Annotated in this window: 12 protein-coding genes; 6 read left to right on the top strand and 6 right to left on the bottom strand. The window is 58.9% G+C overall.

Going from position 1 to position 16,729, the window contains the following annotated elements:
- Positions 1-26: 26 nt before the first annotated feature.
- The 5 genes from AC07UI_RS08005 to AC07UI_RS08025 are packed head-to-tail and all read right to left on the bottom strand — an operon-like array spanning position 27 to position 8,435.
- Positions 27-1,433, bottom strand: coding sequence for an ATP-binding protein (locus tag AC07UI_RS08005; RefSeq protein ID WP_494991972.1), 1,407 nt, complete (start codon positions 1,431-1,433; stop codon positions 27-29).
- Positions 1,430-3,241: a DAHL domain-containing sensor histidine kinase gene (locus AC07UI_RS08010; protein WP_494991973.1), complete on the bottom strand. Its 1,812-nt coding sequence runs from the start codon at positions 3,239-3,241 to the stop codon at positions 1,430-1,432. Before AC07UI_RS08010 ends, AC07UI_RS08005 begins: the two co-directional genes overlap by 4 nt.
- Positions 3,238-4,197 (bottom strand): cytochrome-c peroxidase, encoded by a 960-nt coding sequence (locus AC07UI_RS08015; RefSeq protein ID WP_494991974.1) that lies wholly within the window; start codon positions 4,195-4,197, stop codon positions 3,238-3,240. The genes AC07UI_RS08010 and AC07UI_RS08015 overlap by 4 nt, the downstream gene beginning before the upstream one ends.
- A 60-nt stretch (positions 4,198-4,257) precedes the next feature.
- A complete protein-coding gene (locus AC07UI_RS08020) occupies positions 4,258-6,132 on the bottom strand; it encodes an EAL domain-containing response regulator (protein ID WP_494991975.1) in 1,875 nt (624 codons plus the stop codon).
- Positions 6,129-8,435 (bottom strand): GGDEF/EAL domain-containing response regulator, encoded by a 2,307-nt coding sequence (locus tag AC07UI_RS08025; RefSeq protein ID WP_494991976.1) that lies wholly within the window; start codon positions 8,433-8,435, stop codon positions 6,129-6,131. Before AC07UI_RS08025 ends, AC07UI_RS08020 begins: the two co-directional genes overlap by 4 nt.
- A gap of 265 nt (positions 8,436-8,700) precedes the next feature.
- On the opposite strand from AC07UI_RS08025, the gene nosR reads away from it, so the two are divergent.
- The 4 genes from nosR to AC07UI_RS08045 all read left to right on the top strand — a co-directional run bounded on the left by nosR (position 8,701) and on the right by AC07UI_RS08045 (position 11,907).
- Positions 8,701-10,056, top strand: coding sequence for a response regulator c-di-GMP phosphodiesterase, NosR family (nosR, locus tag AC07UI_RS08030; RefSeq protein WP_494991977.1), 1,356 nt, complete (start codon positions 8,701-8,703; stop codon positions 10,054-10,056).
- Positions 10,057-10,259: 203 nt separating this feature from the next.
- Positions 10,260-10,697 carry an NUDIX hydrolase gene (locus AC07UI_RS08035; RefSeq protein ID WP_494991978.1) on the top strand — a complete coding sequence of 146 codons (438 nt, stop codon included), beginning with the start codon at positions 10,260-10,262 and terminating at the stop codon, positions 10,695-10,697.
- A gap of 25 nt (positions 10,698-10,722) precedes the next feature.
- Positions 10,723-11,361, top strand: coding sequence for a LysE family translocator (locus tag AC07UI_RS08040; RefSeq protein ID WP_494991979.1), 639 nt, complete (start codon positions 10,723-10,725; stop codon positions 11,359-11,361).
- A 42-nt stretch (positions 11,362-11,403) separates the two neighbouring features.
- Positions 11,404-11,907: a GNAT family N-acetyltransferase gene (locus AC07UI_RS08045; RefSeq protein WP_494991980.1), complete on the top strand. Its 504-nt coding sequence runs from the start codon at positions 11,404-11,406 to the stop codon at positions 11,905-11,907.
- Between the two features lie 141 nt (positions 11,908-12,048).
- Here AC07UI_RS08045 and metR read toward each other — a convergent pair whose 3' ends face one another.
- Entirely contained in the window at positions 12,049-12,966 is a 918-nt protein-coding gene (gene metR / locus AC07UI_RS08050) for a transcriptional regulator MetR (RefSeq protein ID WP_494991981.1), read from the bottom strand.
- Positions 12,967-13,072: 106 nt separating this feature from the next.
- Between metR and metE the strand changes: the two genes are divergently transcribed.
- A complete protein-coding gene (metE, locus tag AC07UI_RS08055) occupies positions 13,073-15,385 on the top strand; it encodes a 5-methyltetrahydropteroyltriglutamate--homocysteine S-methyltransferase (RefSeq protein WP_494991982.1) in 2,313 nt (770 codons plus the stop codon).
- A 246-nt stretch (positions 15,386-15,631) separates the two neighbouring features.
- On the top strand, positions 15,632-16,666 hold the full coding sequence (locus tag AC07UI_RS08060; protein ID WP_494991983.1) for an alpha/beta fold hydrolase: 1,035 nt from the start codon (positions 15,632-15,634) through the stop codon (positions 16,664-16,666).
- Positions 16,667-16,729 lie beyond the last annotated feature (63 nt).

A 16,729-nucleotide genomic window follows, 5' to 3' on the forward strand; every position in this document is an offset into this window, starting at 1 on the left:
CACCGCGATGCTTTTGAACGGTTCATTCAATCGTTCAAAAGCATCTGTCGGACCGGCAATTGAACCCGAAACGTTGTTCCCACACCGACTTCACTGCGCACTGAAATATCCCCGCGATGCTTTTTCACAATACCGTAGGACAGTGACAGGCCTAGCCCGGTCCCTTGCCCTATCGGTTTGGTGGTGAAGAAAGGATCGAAGATTTTCTGCAAACTCTCCGGCGCAATGCCTGAGCCAGTATCGGCGACCTCCAGCCAGACGGATTCCCCTTCAATGCCGTTGCGCAGCGTGATCGTGCCCCGTTCAGGCCCCATGGACTGAGCGGCGTTGACGATCAGGTTCATGATCACCTGATTGATCTGTGATGGCAGGCATTCGATCTCGGGGAGATCTTGATACTCCTTGACCACGTCGGCCTTGTACTTGAGTTCGTTGGCGACGATGTTCAGGGTCGAGTCGATGCCATGCTGCAGATTTGCCCACTGCCACTGCTGGCTGGCATCCACCCGGGAGAAGTCCTTCAAGTCTTTGACGATTTGTCCAACCCGGCCAATACCTTCCTTGGACTCCTTGATCAGCAATGGAATGTCTTCCATGAGGAAGTCCAGTTCGATCCGCTCACGCAGGCTTTTCAGGCGTTCAAGACGCTCGTTTGAACCGATGGCTTCTTCGGCACTGTGATAAGCGTCGAGCATTTCCTGCAAATGGTTGAAGTAGCCGCTCAGCGTGCCGAGGTTGGAGGAAATGAAACCGATGGGGTTGTTGATTTCATGGGCGACACCGGCCGCCATTTGGCCAAGGGAGGCCAGTTTCTCCGATTGCACCAACTGGTCTTCCAGTTGTTTACGCTCATCGGTTTCCCGTTGCAGGGCGTCGCTGGCCATTTTGAATTGCTGAGTCCATTGCTCGACCATCTGTTCCAGATGGCTCATCTGCATCTGCGCTCGCTCGGTCATTTCCCATTTGGTGGTGAGGATATTGGCCATCTGCTGAACTTCGATATTGTCGAAGGGCTTTTTCAGGATCAACAGCCGGTCGTGGGCCAGCAGCCGGTCGAGCAGTTCTTCCCAGGAATAGTCGGAATAGGCGGTGCAGACCACCACTTGCAGGCGCGGATCTTCTTTCCACAAATGTTCGATGGTTTGCGCACCATCCCAGCCCTCGGGCATGCGCATATCGACGAAGGCCAGTGAGTAAGGCCGATCGTTTTTCAAGGCTTCGCAGAGTTTGCTCAGACCTTCCTGACCTCCATAGGCCGAATCCAGTTCGAACGCGGTGCTCGAGCGCTTGACCTCGCTGCCGAACAGCGCGGCTTCCATCAGCTCCAGATCGGCGTTTTGCTGCGCCTGCGGGCTGAGGATCTTGCGAAAGTCCTCATGGATCGAAGGTGTGTCATCGATCAGCAGGATGCGTCGGTTCGACAGGTTGTTCATGCTTGACCTGCTACGGTTTTCAAAGGGATTTGCAAGGTGAACAGCGCACCCTTGCCCGGCCCGTCGCTATGGGCGGTGAGGTGGCCGTTCATCTCGATTGCGGCCAGGGCGCAGCTGTGCAGGCCGAAGCCGTGACCCTCCTTGCGGGTGGTGAAACCGTGGGCAAAGATCCGTGTCATGTTTTCGGGTGCGATCCCCTCGCCTTCATCCTTGACGCTGACCTGCAACGTTTCATCGTTGACGACCCTCACCCCCAGGGTCATTTGCCGAGGCCGGTCACTGAGGTCAGACATCGCGTATTTGGCGTTGCTGATCAGGTTGATCAGAATCAACAGCAGCCGGTGTTTATCGCCCATCACCTGTGGCACATCGCTGTAGTCCTTGATCACCGTTACATGGTGCCGGGTCAGGGCGCCGGAGTTCATGCGCAGGGCGTCTTCGAGCAGGTCACTGACCTGCAGCGGTTCCACCAGGCTGGAGGCACCGGCGTAGGACTGTTGGGTCGAGACGATGTCTTTGATGTGATCGACGCTTTTGCTCAACTGGGTCAATTCGTCGGTGATGCTTTTTTGCTCGATGGCGATGGCGTCGACCAACTGGTTCAGGTATCCCGGCAGCAGCTTGCCTTTTTCGTCCCGGGTGATGAATTCGCCGAGGTCGTGCGAGTGTTCGTTGATCAAATGCATGGCCTTGCCCAACCCGAGCGCCTTGCTGGTGCGCAGTTTGCGGGTGACCAGGTCAGCAGAGATATTCACGCTGTTGAGCACATTACCGACGTTATGCAGCACATTGGTCGCAATCTCCGCCATTCCGGCCTGGCGCGCCGTATGCAGTAATTCGCTCTGGGTGTCTTTGAGCTCACGTGTGCGCTTTTCTACCCGTTGTTCGAGCTCCTCGTTGGCCGATTGCAGGTCCTTGTTGACGCGATTGATCACCGCGAAACTACGCAACAGCCGAATCGCCAGGTACAGCAGCAAGACGACCAGCAGGGTCGAGAACAGCAGCATGTAGAAGTGGTATTTGCGGTCGCTGATGTCGTTCTGTTGCTCGTCTTTGTTGAGCAGGTTGGTGATGTCATCCAGGCGCTCAGCCACAGGGATCGCGGCGATATTATCCAGCAAGGAGTTGACCACCGGCTGTTCGCGCAGGATCAGCGCGATGTGGTTGCCCAGAATTTCCACCGGGCCGTGGAACGCCACCGGTAGACGCTCCCGGTCCACCGACAGTTTGTTCAGGCCGACCTGGATATCGGCAGCTTTGTCATCGGAGGTGACCTGGGCGAATTCAAGGCTGCTGAGCAACAGGTCATAGGTGTCGGTGGCAACGTTTTGCAGCCGCAGCTTGTCACTGTCCTGGACGCGGGCGAGCTGGCCCTGAATATCGTCCTCGGCGGTCGGCAGAAACGCCAGGGAGTTACGCAACACGGCGTTGTGCGATTTGAACCGCTCCACCAGCCGGGTTTTTTCCTTGATCGCGTTCAGGTAGGCGTCATGACTGGCTTGCCATAACACTGAGTCATTGCGGCCATGGCTGGACTCCATCAGGTCGAACCTGTCCCAAAGGCGGGTCATTTCGGTCAGCGGCGAAACCAGTGGATCGTAGTTGTGGGTGATGGCGACTCTGGCCTTGAGCACCTCGGTTTCCCACTGCGCGTTCAACTGCTTTATCTGTGCGATCAGATCCCGTGATTCGGTATAGGTCGTGGTTTGATCGGAGCTGGACTTGAGGTACAGGAACAGCAGAATCGAGGCGAGCAGCAGGGACATACCAGTGAGCAACGCCAGGCTGAGGCTGCGGGACATTTTCATAACGGCTTGCCTTCCCATTCACCGGTCAGGGTTTTGAGGAATTTGATGATCAAGGTCTTGTCCTGCTCGGAAGGGACGCGCCCCAGCTGGTACTTGAACATCACGTCCACCGCGTCTTCGAGTGTCCTGGCCGACGCGTCGTGAAAGTACGGGGCGGTAACCGCGACATTACGCAGACTGGGAACCTTGAAGACATTGCGGTCCTCTTCATCCTTGGTCACCAGGTAACGTCCCAGATCGGACTCGGTCGGGTTGCCCCGGGCCTGGAAGTAGTCGCCCATCACACCGAACTTCTGGAACATGTTGCCGCCAATGTTTACGCCCTGATGGCAGGCGATGCAGCCGTAATCCTTGAAACGCTGGTAACCGTACTTTTCATCGAGGGTCAGAATGTCGGTGTTGCCCAGCAGGTATTGGTCGAAGCGAGAGCGGCTGCTCAACAGGGTGCGTTCGTAGGTCGCCAGAGCATTCTGCACATTAGCGACTGTCACGCCGTCGGGGTAAGCCGCACTGAAGGTCGAGTGGTAGGCCGGGTCGGCGGAAAGTGTTTCGACCACGTTCTTCCAGTTGCTGCCCATTTCGGTGGGGCTTTGCACGACGTTGTGGGCCTGCGCTTCCAGGGTATCGGCCCGACCGTTCCAGAACTGTCTGAAATTCAGGCTGGCATTCAACACGCTAGGGGTGTTGACCGCCAACGGCTTGCCGTCGAAGCCGAGGGAAAACGGCTTGTCATCGGCACCGCCTTTTTCCAGGTGATGACAGCTGGCACAGGACAGGCTGTTATTGACCGATAAACGTGTTTCGTTGAACAGCCGGCGGCCCAGCTCTACGCGTTGGGGATCCTGGTGAGGGATCGGCGGCAGTGGTTTTAGCGGCTCGTCGAGTGGTTCGGCACTGGCTGTCAGGCAAACCCCAATCAACAGGGCGCCGATCAGGTTGGGACGGTATGGCGACATCTGATGATTCCTTGGCCGGGTACCTGAGTGTCGTTAAACCTGAAGGGGCAAAGCGTTGATCTATTCGTCCGGTGGTGCAGGTTGCGCATCGGCCTTGAGCAACTGGGCAAACGCCAGAGGTTCTACCGCTTTGCTGAAGTAATAGCCCTGACCTTCCTCACAGTGATGGGTCTTGAGGAAGTCCAGTTGCTCAAGGGTTTCCACACCTTCGGCGATGATGTTCAGGTTGAGGCTTTTGCCCAGGCTGATGATGGCGCTGACCAGCGCTGCGTCATTGCTGTCGTTGCTCAGGCCGCGAACGAAGGACTGGTCTATTTTCAAGACATCGATGGGAAAGCGCCGCAGATAACTCAGACTCGAGTAACCGGTGCCGAAATCATCGATGGCCAGCCGGACTCCCAGCGCCTTGATGGACCGCAGGGTTGCCACGGTGGCGTCGACGTTTTGCATCAGTACGCTTTCGGTAATCTCAAGTTCGAGCAGCGTCGGATCGAGACCGGTTTGTTCGAGTATCTGCACTATGCCGTCGACATAACCGCGCTGACGAAAATCGATGGCGGAAACGTTCACCGAGATGCTGATCGGCGGCAGCCCGGCCGCCTGCCAGGTGCAGGCTTGACGGCAGGCCTCGGCCAACACCCATTTGCTCAGCGGGACGATCAGGCCGCTGTCTTCGGCAACGGAAATGAAGTCCGACGGGTAGACCCAGCCGTGCCCGGGTTTGAACCAGCGAATCAGCGCTTCGGCGCCGACCACTTTGCCGGATCTGAGGTCGAGTTTGGGCTGGTAGTGCAGGACGAACTCCTTGCGTTCCAGGGCCAGGCGGATGCCGGACTCGATACTTTGCTGTTCACGGGCGCGCTGATTCATGTCGTCGATGAAAAAACCGAAATCGTTAGGCGCGTTTTCCTTGATGTTGCGCATGGCGGTTTCAGCTTTCTTGATCAGCACCAGGGCATCGAAGCCATCGTCGGGATAAATGCTGATACCCAGGCTGGCGGTCACGCTCAGGTCATGACCGGCAATGTGCTGAGGGGTATTCACCGCGCTCAAGAGTTTCTCGGCGATGCCTTTGGTCTGCTGGGGATGATGGACATCGGCGAGGATCACCACGAACTCGTCGGAACCGTAGCGAAATACCGAATCGGACTCACGCACGGTCGCTGCCAGGCTGCGGGCAACCCGTTTGAGCATTTCATCGCCAATCGGATGCCCCAGGGCGTTGTTGATACGCTTGAAGCGATCCAGGCCCAGGAACATCACTGCCAGTTGCTTGTCATGGCGCCTGGAGAGCGCCAGGGATTGGGTCAGCCGGTCGCCGAGCAGGGTGCTGTTGGGCAGCTCGGTGAGCACGTCGTACTGCAACAGATGAGAGACTTTCAACAGCTCATGGACGCGGTCTTCGATGGTTCGTTCCAGGCTGAGCATTTTTAGCGCCGCATCCTGAGCCATCTGCCATTTCCAGGTCAGCGCACTGGCCATCTGGCGTATTACCAGGCTATCGAAGGGTTTTTTCAGCACCAGTAACTGGTCGCTGAACTCCAGGCGTTCGGCCATGGCTTCCCAGGAATAGTCGGAGTAGGCGGTGCATAGCGCGATCTGCAGGTTAGGGTCGGTCTTCCATAGATGTTCGATGGTTTCCAGTCCGTCCCAGCCAGTTGGCATGCGCATGTCGGTGAACGCCATGGCGTAAGGCCGGCCCTCGGCCAGGGCGCGCGTGACCAGCTCCAGAGCTTCCTGGCCCCGATAGGCCGAGTCGACCTCGAAGGTCGGGCGTACAGGCTGAGCAGTGCCGAACAGGGTCTCTTCGGTGCCGGCCAGGGGCTGTTCACCCGCAGGTACAGGACTGAGGATCTTGCGAAAGTCCTCATGGATCGACGGTGTGTCGTCAATGATCAGAATGCGCCGGTTGGTAATGGCTAACGATGGCTTCATCTCGCGGCCTCCGGTGGTCGGTGCGAGTCTTCGACCGCAAGGGTTGCGGTGTCGGCAGGGGGCGTCGGCACGATGCTGCCGTTCATCAACAGTTGCGCGGCCTGCTGGCTGCTGACCGCATTACTGAAGTAGTAACCCTGAGCATTCATCGGCGAGCCGGTAGAGATCAGGGAGGTTCGTTGCTCTTGGGTTTCCACCCCTTCGGCGATGATGCCGATGCCGACTTCGCGGGCGAAATTGATGATGGCACGCAGGGTCGTCGCGCTGGCCGGATCCCGCGTGGCGCTGTCGATAAACGCCTGGGCAATCTTCAGGTGGTTGACCTGGTACGTCTTGAGGTAGTCGAACGAGGAATATTCGGTGCCGAAATCGTCGATGGCGATTTTCACTCCTAGCTCTCGCAGGCGCGGCAGCACATCATTGTGGGTCCATTTGGTCTGGGCCAGGGTCGCTTCGGTGACGTCGAACCGCAGATCCCAAGGGCACAGGGTCCAGCGGGCGGTGGTCCGCAGGACGTCATAGATCAGGTCCGGGCCGCTCTTGAGCTGGGCCAGAGAGAGCTTGATCGCAATCACTGGTGGCGCCATGCCCTGGTCGCGCCATAGGCGCATTTGCTGGCAGGCCTGATCCAGAAGCCAATGCCCAAGGGCAATGATGGTCCCGGTTTTTTCCGCCGCCGGGAGGAATACATCGGCCTCCAGCAGCCCGCGCTCGGGGTGGTTCCAGCGCACCTGGGCTTCCATACCGAGGATTTTCCCCGAACTCAGATCGACTTCAGGCAAATAGTGCAGTTCGAGCTCGCCTTGTTCGATGGCCGTTTTCAAGTCATTGGCCAGGGTAATCCGGTCGACCACCTCCTGATTGATCTCCTCTGAGTGGAAGTGGTACTGGTTGCGGCCCTCCTCCTTTGAACGGTACAGCGCCATATCGGCCTGGATCAGCAAGTTATCGGCGCTTGCGCTGTCTGGTGTGTAGGTGCTGATACCGATGCTGACCGACACCCGAACATCGTTGCCATCCAGCGAGTGGGGCAGAACCAGCGCATCACGGACCTTCGCCGCCAGGGCCGCAGAATGGGTCGGGTCGCCCACGTCCAGCTGCAATATCGCGAACTCGTCGCCGCCCAGGCGCGCCACTACATCGTTTTCGCGTACGCAAGCCTTGATGCGCCTGGAGACTTCTTGCAGCAATAGATCACCCACCGGGTGGCCGAGGGTGTCGTTGATCCGCTTGAAGTGATCCAGATCCAGATAGAACATCGCAAAGGGTGCAGCGCCGCGTCGGGCCGCGGCAAAGGCCTGGTGCAGGCGCTCGATCAGTGTGGCGCGGTTGACCAGACCGGTCAGCCCGTCGGTACGCGCCAGCAGGAAGATCTTCTCTTCGGCCACCTTGCGCTCGGTGATGTCGATGATGATGCCTTCGACTTCCAGCAACCGACCTTCGTTATCGCGCACCGGGATATAGCGGTTTTCGACCCAGCGCCAGGCACCGCCGCCGGTGCGCATGCGGAACTCGATGGATGCGCCTGCGGCGTGGCGGTCCAGCACCCGGGCCATGGCGGCGTCGACTTTCTCCTGATCGTCGACGTGAATCAGCTCCTTGGCCCAATTCGCCGACGCGACCAGTTGGGCCGCGACGTGACCGAACTTGGTGATGTTGTGGGAGATATACATCAGCGGGAACGACGGCTCACCGCGCAGGCGATAAAGGATGGTCGGACTGTTCTGCACAATGATATTGGCGTCGGACAGTTCCCGGGTGCGCTCCTCGACTGCCTGTTCCAGCAGGTTCATTTTCATTGAGGCGTTTTCGGTCATCTGCCATTTGACCGTCAGTGCACTGGCCATCTGGCGAATTTCGATGGCATCGAAGGGTTTTTTCAGGATCAGCAGCCGGTCACCCAGGTCAAGACGCTCGGTGATGTCCTCCCACGAGTAGTCGGAATACGCGGTGCAGAGTGCGATTTGCAGCCTGGGGTCGGCCTGCCAGAGTCGCTCGATGGTTTCCAGCCCATCCCAACCGGGCGGCATGCGCATATCGATGAAGGCCATGGCGTACGGCAAGTCGTTGGCCAGCGCCGACTCCACCTTGTTCAGGGCTTCGAGGCCTTGAAACGCCGAATCGAGCAAAAAGCTCTGGAGGGGAGCGGCCACCGGGGAGCCGAACAGTGCCTCTTCGACGCTGCTCAGTGCGTCCTCATCAAGCGCTTGCGGGCTGAGGATCTTGTAAAAGTCCTGATGGATCGATGCGGTATCATCGACGATCAGGATTCGTCGGTTTACCGGCTCCTGCAACGCCTTCATTGGAATACACCAAGGAATACGGCCATTGTGCGCGTTGAATTCATATGGCATCCCTTCCTGTCGCGGACTTATGCGGGAGCAGATATTGGATCCTATTTTCTTGAGCATAGTCCGGCTCCTTTGGGTTCGCCGGGCGCTTGAGCTCAAATTGCCATCGAATTAGCTGAAAATCGTCTAGCCTTTAGCTCAAACCCACGCAATAGCCGATGTTTACCTTTCATTTGCCCAAAGAATGAACGTCCCAGTGTTGAATTGAGGTACTGCCATGGATGAGCAATCTGCGATGGCTTCGGCCTACAGACCCAAGGTTCTGCTGGTCGATGATGAAGAGTCGATCCTCAACAGCCTGCGCCGTCTGCTGCGCAGCCAGCCTTACGACGTGGTATTGGCCAATAGTGGCGCTCAGGCCCTGGAGGTCATGGGGCAGCAACCGATCGATCTGGTGATGACCGATGCGCGCATGCCCAATATGGATGGCGCCACCTTGCTGATGGAAATTCATCGGCGTCACCCTTCGACCATGCGCATTTTGCTGACCGGTTATGCGGATCTGACGATGATCATCAAAGCGATCAACGAAGGGCAGATCCATCGGTACATCAGCAAACCCTGGAACGATGAGGAAATGCTGTTGACCTTGCGCCAATCCCTGGCGCATCAGCATTCCGAGCGCGAACGGCTGCGCCTGGTGCAGTTGACCTGGGAGCAGAACGAGCAATTGAAGTCGCTCAACGCGACGCTGGAAAAGCATGTCGCTGCACGCACTGCTGAACTGCAGCAAACGGCGGACATGCTCGACCTGGCCTACGAAGAGCTCAAACACAGCTATGTCACGGGTACCGAAGTGTTCTCGCTGTTGGCCAATCTGCGTTTACCGAAGGCCAAGCAAACCAACCGGCAGATCATCGAACTGGTGCGCGTCTACTGCAAATCCCATGGGCTGGATGAGGCCACCAGTCGCGACCTGACCATGGCCGCGGCACTCTACAACATCGGTAAGTTGAGCTGGAGCGACAGCATGATGACGGCCCCCGCCGACTTGCTGCACCACACCGAGCGTGAGCGTTACCGGGGGTATCCGAAACAGAGTGAGTCGCTGTTGATGACTCTGGACCCGATGAAGGATGCGGCCCGCTTGATTCTTCACCATCAGGAGCGTTGGGACGGCAGCGGCTTCCCCGATCACCTCAAGGGCGAGGCGATTCCTTTCGGTTCGCGGCTGCTGAAACTGGCGGTGGACTTTATCGAGTTGCAGCGCGGGCTGATCCTCGAGCGGCAGATGAACAGTGATGAAGCACTGGTATTCATCCGCAACTACGCCGGCAAGCTTTACGATCCGGAGCTGGTGGAAGATTTCGTTCAAGTCTGCGCAGCGTACCTGAGCGATGTCACTGTCGGTGATCCTTCGGTCAAAGTGCTGAGCACCCGTGAACTGGCGGCCGGCATGGTGCTGGCACGCAACCTCAATGCCGACAACGGCATGCTCCTGCTCAATGCCGGCAAGCAGCTCAATGGGCCGCTGGTGGCGAAACTGATCGCCTTCGAAGCCATGGAGGGGGGCAAATACAGCATTTTTGTCAAAGTGCCGGAGGAGGTGGGGGGCTTGCAGCAGGTTGGTTAGACGTTGTTTGAGGTGGAGCGAGGTTGTGTGGGGGCGGGAAATCGTTGCCTGTCTCGAAAGCCAGCTCTCTCCCTTTTGGGGAACGGACTGGCTGTCATGACCCGCTCGAAGTTCGAACGACTGCGATACCCGGCTCCTCAATTGCCGACAAACTGAAACTCATGGGATCCTTGCGCCTTTGCGTCCCAGGCCATTTCTCACCCATGACTCTTCCATCATCCGCAACATTTTCCTCCATCATCCGCATTGCCGCGGCGCTCTTGATTGGTCCAGACGGTCGAACCCTGCTGGTACGCAAGCGCGGCACTCAGGCGTTCATGCAGCCGGGCGGCAAGATCGAAGTTCATGAACAACCGGTGGCGGCGCTGGCGCGTGAGCTTGCAGAAGAACTCGGATTGCGTATCGATACGACGGCAGCCCGTTACCTGGGCAAGTTCTGCGCTCCAGCCGCCAACGAGCCGGGTTCTGTGGTGGAAGCCGAACTTTTCCAGTTGAACATCGCCTCTGATGTGACTGCGGCAGCGGAAATCGAAGAGGTGGTCTGGATCGATCCGGCCACCGACGGCGGTCTGGTGTTGGCGCCATTGACACGGGACCTGATCTTGCCGTTTTATCGGGCATCACAAACGACCCCTGCCTGATCTTCAACGGACAAAGGACTGCTCCATGATTCCCACTCAAGACTTATTGCTGTTCGCCGCTGCTGCACTGCTGATGGTGCTCACGCCAGGGCCGAACATGATCTACCTGATTTCCCGTTCGATCTGCCAGGGCCGCAAGGCCGGCGTGACTTCATTGCTGGGGGTGGTGGCGGGATTCTTTGTGCACCTGTTCGCGGCTGCGGCAGGTTTGACGGCGGTGTTTCTCGCCGTGCCGATGGCTTATGAAATGCTGAAATGGGCTGGCGCGCTGTACCTGCTGTGGCTGGCCTGGCAGGCACTCAAACCGGGAGCGCGCTCGCCGTTCGAGGCCCGGCAACTGCCGCCGGACTCTTCCAGAAAACTGATCCTGATGGGCTTTCTCACCAGTGCCCTGAACCCGAAAATCGCGGTGTTCTACCTGTCGGTGTTTCCGCAGTTCATCAACCCCGAGCACGGCTCGGTGTTCAGCCAGAGCATCATTCTCGGCCTGACCCAGATCAGCGTGAGCTTTTTAGTCAACTTGCTGATCGCATTGTTTGCCTCTGGAATTGCAGCGTGGTTCGCCCACAACCCGCTGTGGCTGGCGGTGCAGCGCTACTTCATGGGCTTTGTGCTGGCCGCGCTCGCGGTGCGTTTGATGCTCGAACAACGTCGGACTGCCTGATAATCCACATGAGCCATTTTTCATTGCCGGTTTGAACGCGCCATGAACATCCAACGCCTGAACCAACGACACGCCGCGCAGTATCGGGCGTTGATGCTTGAAGCCTACGGTCTGCATCCCGAGGCGTTTACCTCCAGCGTCGCCGAGCGCGCCACAATGCCATTGGCCTGGTGGGAGTCGCGCCTGACCAGCGATCTGGATCTGGTGCTCGGCGCGTTTGAAGGCGACAACCTGGTGGGCATCGTCGGTCTGGCCTTCGAACCGCAGGAAAAAGCCCGGCACAAGGCCACGCTGTTTGGCATGTATGTATCCGCTGCGTCTCGTCATATCGGGTTGGGCTACCAATTGGTACAAGCCGCACTCGCCGAGGCGCGAGCGCGTGAAGGGTTGAAACTGATTCAACTGACCGTCACCGCCGGCAATGACGCGGCGTTAACCCTGTACCAACGCTGCGGTTTCGTGCAGTTCGGGCTCGAGCCGTTGGCGGTGAGGGTGGGTGTGGAGTACTTCGACAAGATCCATATGTGGCGGGAGTTGGGGGTGTAACTACGTATGATCGTTCCCACGCTCCGCGTGGGAATGCCTCATTGGACGCTCCGCGTCCGCTTCTGCGGTGACGCAGAGCGTCACGGGCTGCATTCCCACGCAGAGCGTGGGAACGATCTGCGTGGGGTTGCGCGCAGCTCTTTAGCGCACCGCACTCACTCCATCCAGGGTCGAGAATGAGGTGTCTTTGGCCGTCAGCAAGAAGTCGCGCATGTACGGCGCGTCCAGCATGTCGGCGCGAATACCCGCATACAGCGTCGCAAACAAGCCTTTTTCGCCTAACCGCTTGGCCTTCACATAACCCCGTGAGCTGTACTCATGCAGAGCCCAGTGGGGCATGCCGCACACGCCACGGCCGCTGGCCACCAACTGCATCATCATCACCGTCAGCTCCGAGGTGCGCACCTGTGCCGGTTCGATATCCGCCGGCTCCAGGAAACGGGTGAAGATGTCCAGCCGGTCCCTTTCCACCGGGTAGGTGATCAAGGTTTCACTGAGTAAATCTTCCGCCACGATGTACGGCTTGTTCGCCAGCCGATGCTGGTTGGCCACGGCGAGCATTGCTTCGTAGGTGAATAACGGCACATAAGTAATGCCCGCCAGCTCCAGCGGGTCGGACGTCACCACCAAATCCAGGTCGCCACGGGCCAGGGCGGGCAGGGGAGCGAAAGAGAAACCTGAAGCCAGGTCCAGCTCAACCTCCGGCCAGGCATCGCGGAACTGGTCGATGGTCGGCATCAGCCACTGGAAGCAGCTGTGGCATTCGATGGCCATGTGCAAACGTCCGGCAGTGCCACCGGCCAACCGGGCGATATCCCGTTCGGCACCGCGCAGCAGCGGCAAAGTGGCATCGGCCAGCTGCAACAGGCGCAGCCCGGCGCTGGTGAAACGCACCGGCTTGGTCTTACGCACGAACAGTTGCATACCCATGCGCTCCTCCAGCTCTTTGAACTGGTGGGACAACGCGGACTGGGTCAGGTGCAAGCGCTCGGCGGCTTCAACCAGGCTGTCTGCTTCGCGCAAGGCGTGCAGGGTCTTCAGGTGACGGATTTCCAGCACTGAGGCCTCCATGAGGAAAACTTGTGATCAATACGAAAAGATTGAGTTTGTCTCATGTTGCCTTGGCTGTCGACAATAGAGCCATCTTTTATGGAGGAATGCCGTCATGGCCCTGGCCCACAATCTTGGTTTCCCGCGCATCGGCGCTGACCGCGAACTGAAAAAAGCCCTTGAATCCTATTGGAAGGGCGACCTCGAGCAGAGTGCGTTACAAGCCATTGGCCGTGAACTGCGGGCCAGACACTGGCAACTGCAAAAGGATGCGGGTATCGACTTGCTACCAGTTGGCGACTTCGCCTGGTACGACCAGGTGCTGAGCCACTCGCTGACCTTCGGGGTGATCCCCGAGCGATTCGACAGCGTCAAGGATGCCCGTGGCCTGCCGACCCTCGATACGCTGTTCGCCATGGCTCGTGGCGCCACTGCCTCCTGCTGCGGCGGGGAGCATGCCAACGCGCAATACGCTCAGGAATTGACCAAGTGGTTCGATACCAATTACCACTACCTGGTCCCGGAATTCAGCGCTGACCAGCGGTTCAAACTGAGCTGGGAGCAGCTGTTCGAAGAAGTCGATGAAGCGCTGGCGCTGGGGCACAAGATCAAACCTGTGATCATCGGTCCGCTGACCTACTTGTGGCTGGGCAAGGCCAAAGGCAACGACTTCGACAAACTCGACCTGTTGGAGCGTTTGCTGCCGATCTACGGTGAAATCCTCGGTCGGCTTGCGGCCCAAGGCGTGGAGTGGGTGCAGATCGACGAGCCGATCCTGACCCTCGACCTGCCCCAGGAATGGAAAAACGCCTTCGAGCGCGCCTACCACATCCTGCAATATTCACCGCTGAAAAAACTTGTGGCGACCTACTTCAGCGGTCTGGAAGACAACCTCGGGCTGGCCGTCGGCCTGCCAGTGGATGGCCTGCACATCGATGCGGTGCGCGCTCCGGAACAGTTGGCGGCGGTACTCGACCGCCTGCCGACTTACAAAGTCCTTTCGGTGGGCCTGGTCAATGGTCGCAACGTCTGGCGCTGCGAGCTGGAACAGGCGTTGGAGCAACTGCAAGCTGCCCAGCAGCGATTCGGCGACAACCTCTGGGTGGCCGGCTCCTGCTCTCTGCTGCACAGCCCGGTTGACCTGGGCCGCGAAGACAAACTGGATGCCGAACTGAAAAGCTGGCTGGCCTTCGCCGTGCAGAAGTGTGGCGAAATCTCTGTGCTGCGCGATGCCTTGAACGATCCGCAAGACCCTGCGGTGCAAACCGCGCTGGCTGAGAGCCGCGCCGTACAGGCCAGCCGTGCCCGGTCGCCGCGCATTCACAAGGCAGAGGTTCAGGCCCGTATCGCCGCCATCAGCGCGGCTGACAGCCAGCGCCAATCGCCGTTCGCCCAGCGCATCGAGGTGCAACGTGCTCGTCTGAACCTGCCGGCGTTCCCGACCACCACTATTGGCTCGTTTCCGCAGACCGCCTCGATTCGTCTGGCGCGTCAGGCGTTCAGGCAAGGCAAGCTGTCCGCCAATGACTACACCGACGCCATGCGTAGCGAGATCCGTCACGCCGTGCAAGTCCAGGAACGCCTGGGTCTCGATGTGCTGGTCCACGGTGAAGCCGAGCGCAACGACATGGTCGAGTACTTCGCCGAGCAACTCGACGGTTACCTATTCACCCGCTTCGGCTGGGTCCAGAGCTACGGTTCGCGTTGCGTGAAACCGGCAATCATCTACGGCGACCTGAACCGCCCGAATGCCATGACCGTGGACTGGATTCAGTACGCCCAGAGCCTGACCGACAACGTCATGAAGGGCATGCTGACAGGGCCGGTGACCATGCTGATGTGGTCCTTCCCGCGCGAAGATGTATCGCGCAAAGTCCAGGCGCAGCAATTGGCACTGGCCCTGCGTGATGAAGTGGTCGATCTGGAAAAGGCCGGAATCAAAATTGTCCAGATCGACGAAGCCGCCTTCCGTGAAGGCCTGCCGTTACGTCGTGCGCAATGGCAGGAGTATCTGGATTGGGCAGTGGAGGCCTTCCGTCTCACAGCTTCGGGGGTTCAGGACCAGACCCAGATCCACACCCACATGTGCTACAGCGAATTCAACGACGTGATCCAGTCCATCGCAGCCATGGATGCCGACGTGATCACCATCGAGACTTCGCGCTCGGACATGGAACTGCTGGACGCGTTCGAGGCGTTCGACTACCCGAACGATATCGGTCCGGGCGTCTACGATATCCACTCGCCACGGGTGCCGGACACTGCCGAGATGATCAAACTGATGAGCGAAGCGGTCAAACGCATCCCCGCCGAACGACTGTGGGTCAACCCCGACTGCGGCCTGAAAACCCGCGCCTGGCCGGAAACTGAAGCGGCACTGGTGAACATGGTCGCGGCGGCGCGGCAGTTGAGGAGTCAGTTGGCGTAAAAGCCTTTTTGTTTGATCGTTCCCACGCTCCCGCGTGGGAATGCCTCAATAGACGCTCTACGTCCGCTCTTGTGACGCAGAGCGTCACGGGCTGCATTCCCACGCAGAGCGTGGGAACGATCAGCTCCTCTGATATTAGCAACCGCTCGGCAATCTTCATCAAACTGTCACGTAACTGTGGCAGCGCGCTTGATCAAAGTTCATCAGACTCGCGCTCTACTGGGTTTCTGCGTTTCGGTGTTTTTCATGCGTGCATTTTTTTTAAAGTCGGCATTTTTTCTGGTCGCACTGGTGTTCGGCCTGCCGGCTTTTGCGGCGTCACGGTGCGATGTCAACGTACCGACCCAACAGGTCGAGCTCAATCAGGTCAATCTGGCCTATCAGAGCATTGGCCGTGCCTCGGATCCGGCGTTGCTGCTGGTGATGGGGCTGGGCGGGCAGTTGATTCATTGGCCGGACGAGGTGGTCGTCGCGCTGTGTCAGCAGGGCTTTCGGGTGATCCGCTACGACAATCGCGATGTCGGGCTCTCTACCTGGCGCGAGCCACCTGCCAGCGCCAACCTGGCCTTTGAAGTGCTGCGCTACAAGCTGGGGTTGCCGGTGTCGGCGCCGTATACGCTCACGGACATGGCTGACGATGCGTTGGGCCTGATGGATGCCTTGCATGTGCAGCAGTTCCACGTGCTGGGTGCGAGCATGGGCGGGATGATTGCCCAGCATATGGCGGCCATGGCGCCGCAACGGGTGGAAAGCCTGACCCTGATCATGACCAGTTCCGGTGCCGAAGGCTTGCCGGCGCCGAGCGCGGCGTTGGTGCAGTTGCTCTCTCGGCGCAGCGCGCCGAACCGCGAAGTGGCGCTCGAGCAACAGGCGGATTTACTGGCGGCACTGGGCAGCCCGCAGGTGGCGGATGATCGGCAGGCGCTGCTGCATCAGGCCGCGGTGTCGTATGACCGGGCGTTCAACCCCGAAGGCGTGAAGCGCCAGATCATGGCGATCCTGGCTGAACCAAGCCGGGTGGCATTGCTCAATCAGCTGCGGGTGCCGACGCTGGTGGTGCACGGCACCGCCGACCCGTTGCTGCCGGTGATGCATGGCGTGCATTTGGCGGCGCATATCCAGGGCAGTCAGTTGAAGCTGATTCCCGGGTTGGCTCATCGCTTTCAGGAGGCGTTCAAGGCGCCGCTGCTGGCGGCGGTGTTGCCGTATTTGCAGAGCCATCGCGAAGATACATCGCATTGGGCACAGATTGATCCGGTGCTGACGCCGAACCTGTTGTAACCCAGAGACTGCTGATCGTTCCCACGCAGGAGCGCAGGAACGATCAAGTTATCGCGACAGGCG

The sequence above is a fragment of the Pseudomonas sp. GW821-FHT04C07 genome, assembly GCF_059420325.1.

Coding starts and splice junctions, on each gene's coding strand:
- AC07UI_RS08025 (WP_494991976.1), bottom strand. CDS start 8,435: ATGAAGGCGTTGCAGGAGCCGGTAAACCGACGAATCCTGATCGTCGAT.
- AC07UI_RS08045 (WP_494991980.1), top strand. CDS start 11,404: ATGAACATCCAACGCCTGAACCAACGACACGCCGCGCAGTATCGGGCG.
- nosR (WP_494991977.1), top strand. CDS start 8,701: ATGGATGAGCAATCTGCGATGGCTTCGGCCTACAGACCCAAGGTTCTG.
- AC07UI_RS08060 (WP_494991983.1), top strand. CDS start 15,632: ATGCGTGCATTTTTTTTAAAGTCGGCATTTTTTCTGGTCGCACTGGTG.
- AC07UI_RS08040 (WP_494991979.1), top strand. CDS start 10,723: ATGATTCCCACTCAAGACTTATTGCTGTTCGCCGCTGCTGCACTGCTG.
- AC07UI_RS08005 (WP_494991972.1), bottom strand. CDS start 1,433: ATGAACAACCTGTCGAACCGACGCATCCTGCTGATCGATGACACACCT.
- AC07UI_RS08035 (WP_494991978.1), top strand. CDS start 10,260: ATGACTCTTCCATCATCCGCAACATTTTCCTCCATCATCCGCATTGCC.
- AC07UI_RS08010 (WP_494991973.1), bottom strand. CDS start 3,241: ATGAAAATGTCCCGCAGCCTCAGCCTGGCGTTGCTCACTGGTATGTCC.
- AC07UI_RS08020 (WP_494991975.1), bottom strand. CDS start 6,132: ATGAAGCCATCGTTAGCCATTACCAACCGGCGCATTCTGATCATTGAC.
- metE (WP_494991982.1), top strand. CDS start 13,073: ATGGCCCTGGCCCACAATCTTGGTTTCCCGCGCATCGGCGCTGACCGC.
- AC07UI_RS08015 (WP_494991974.1), bottom strand. CDS start 4,197: ATGTCGCCATACCGTCCCAACCTGATCGGCGCCCTGTTGATTGGGGTT.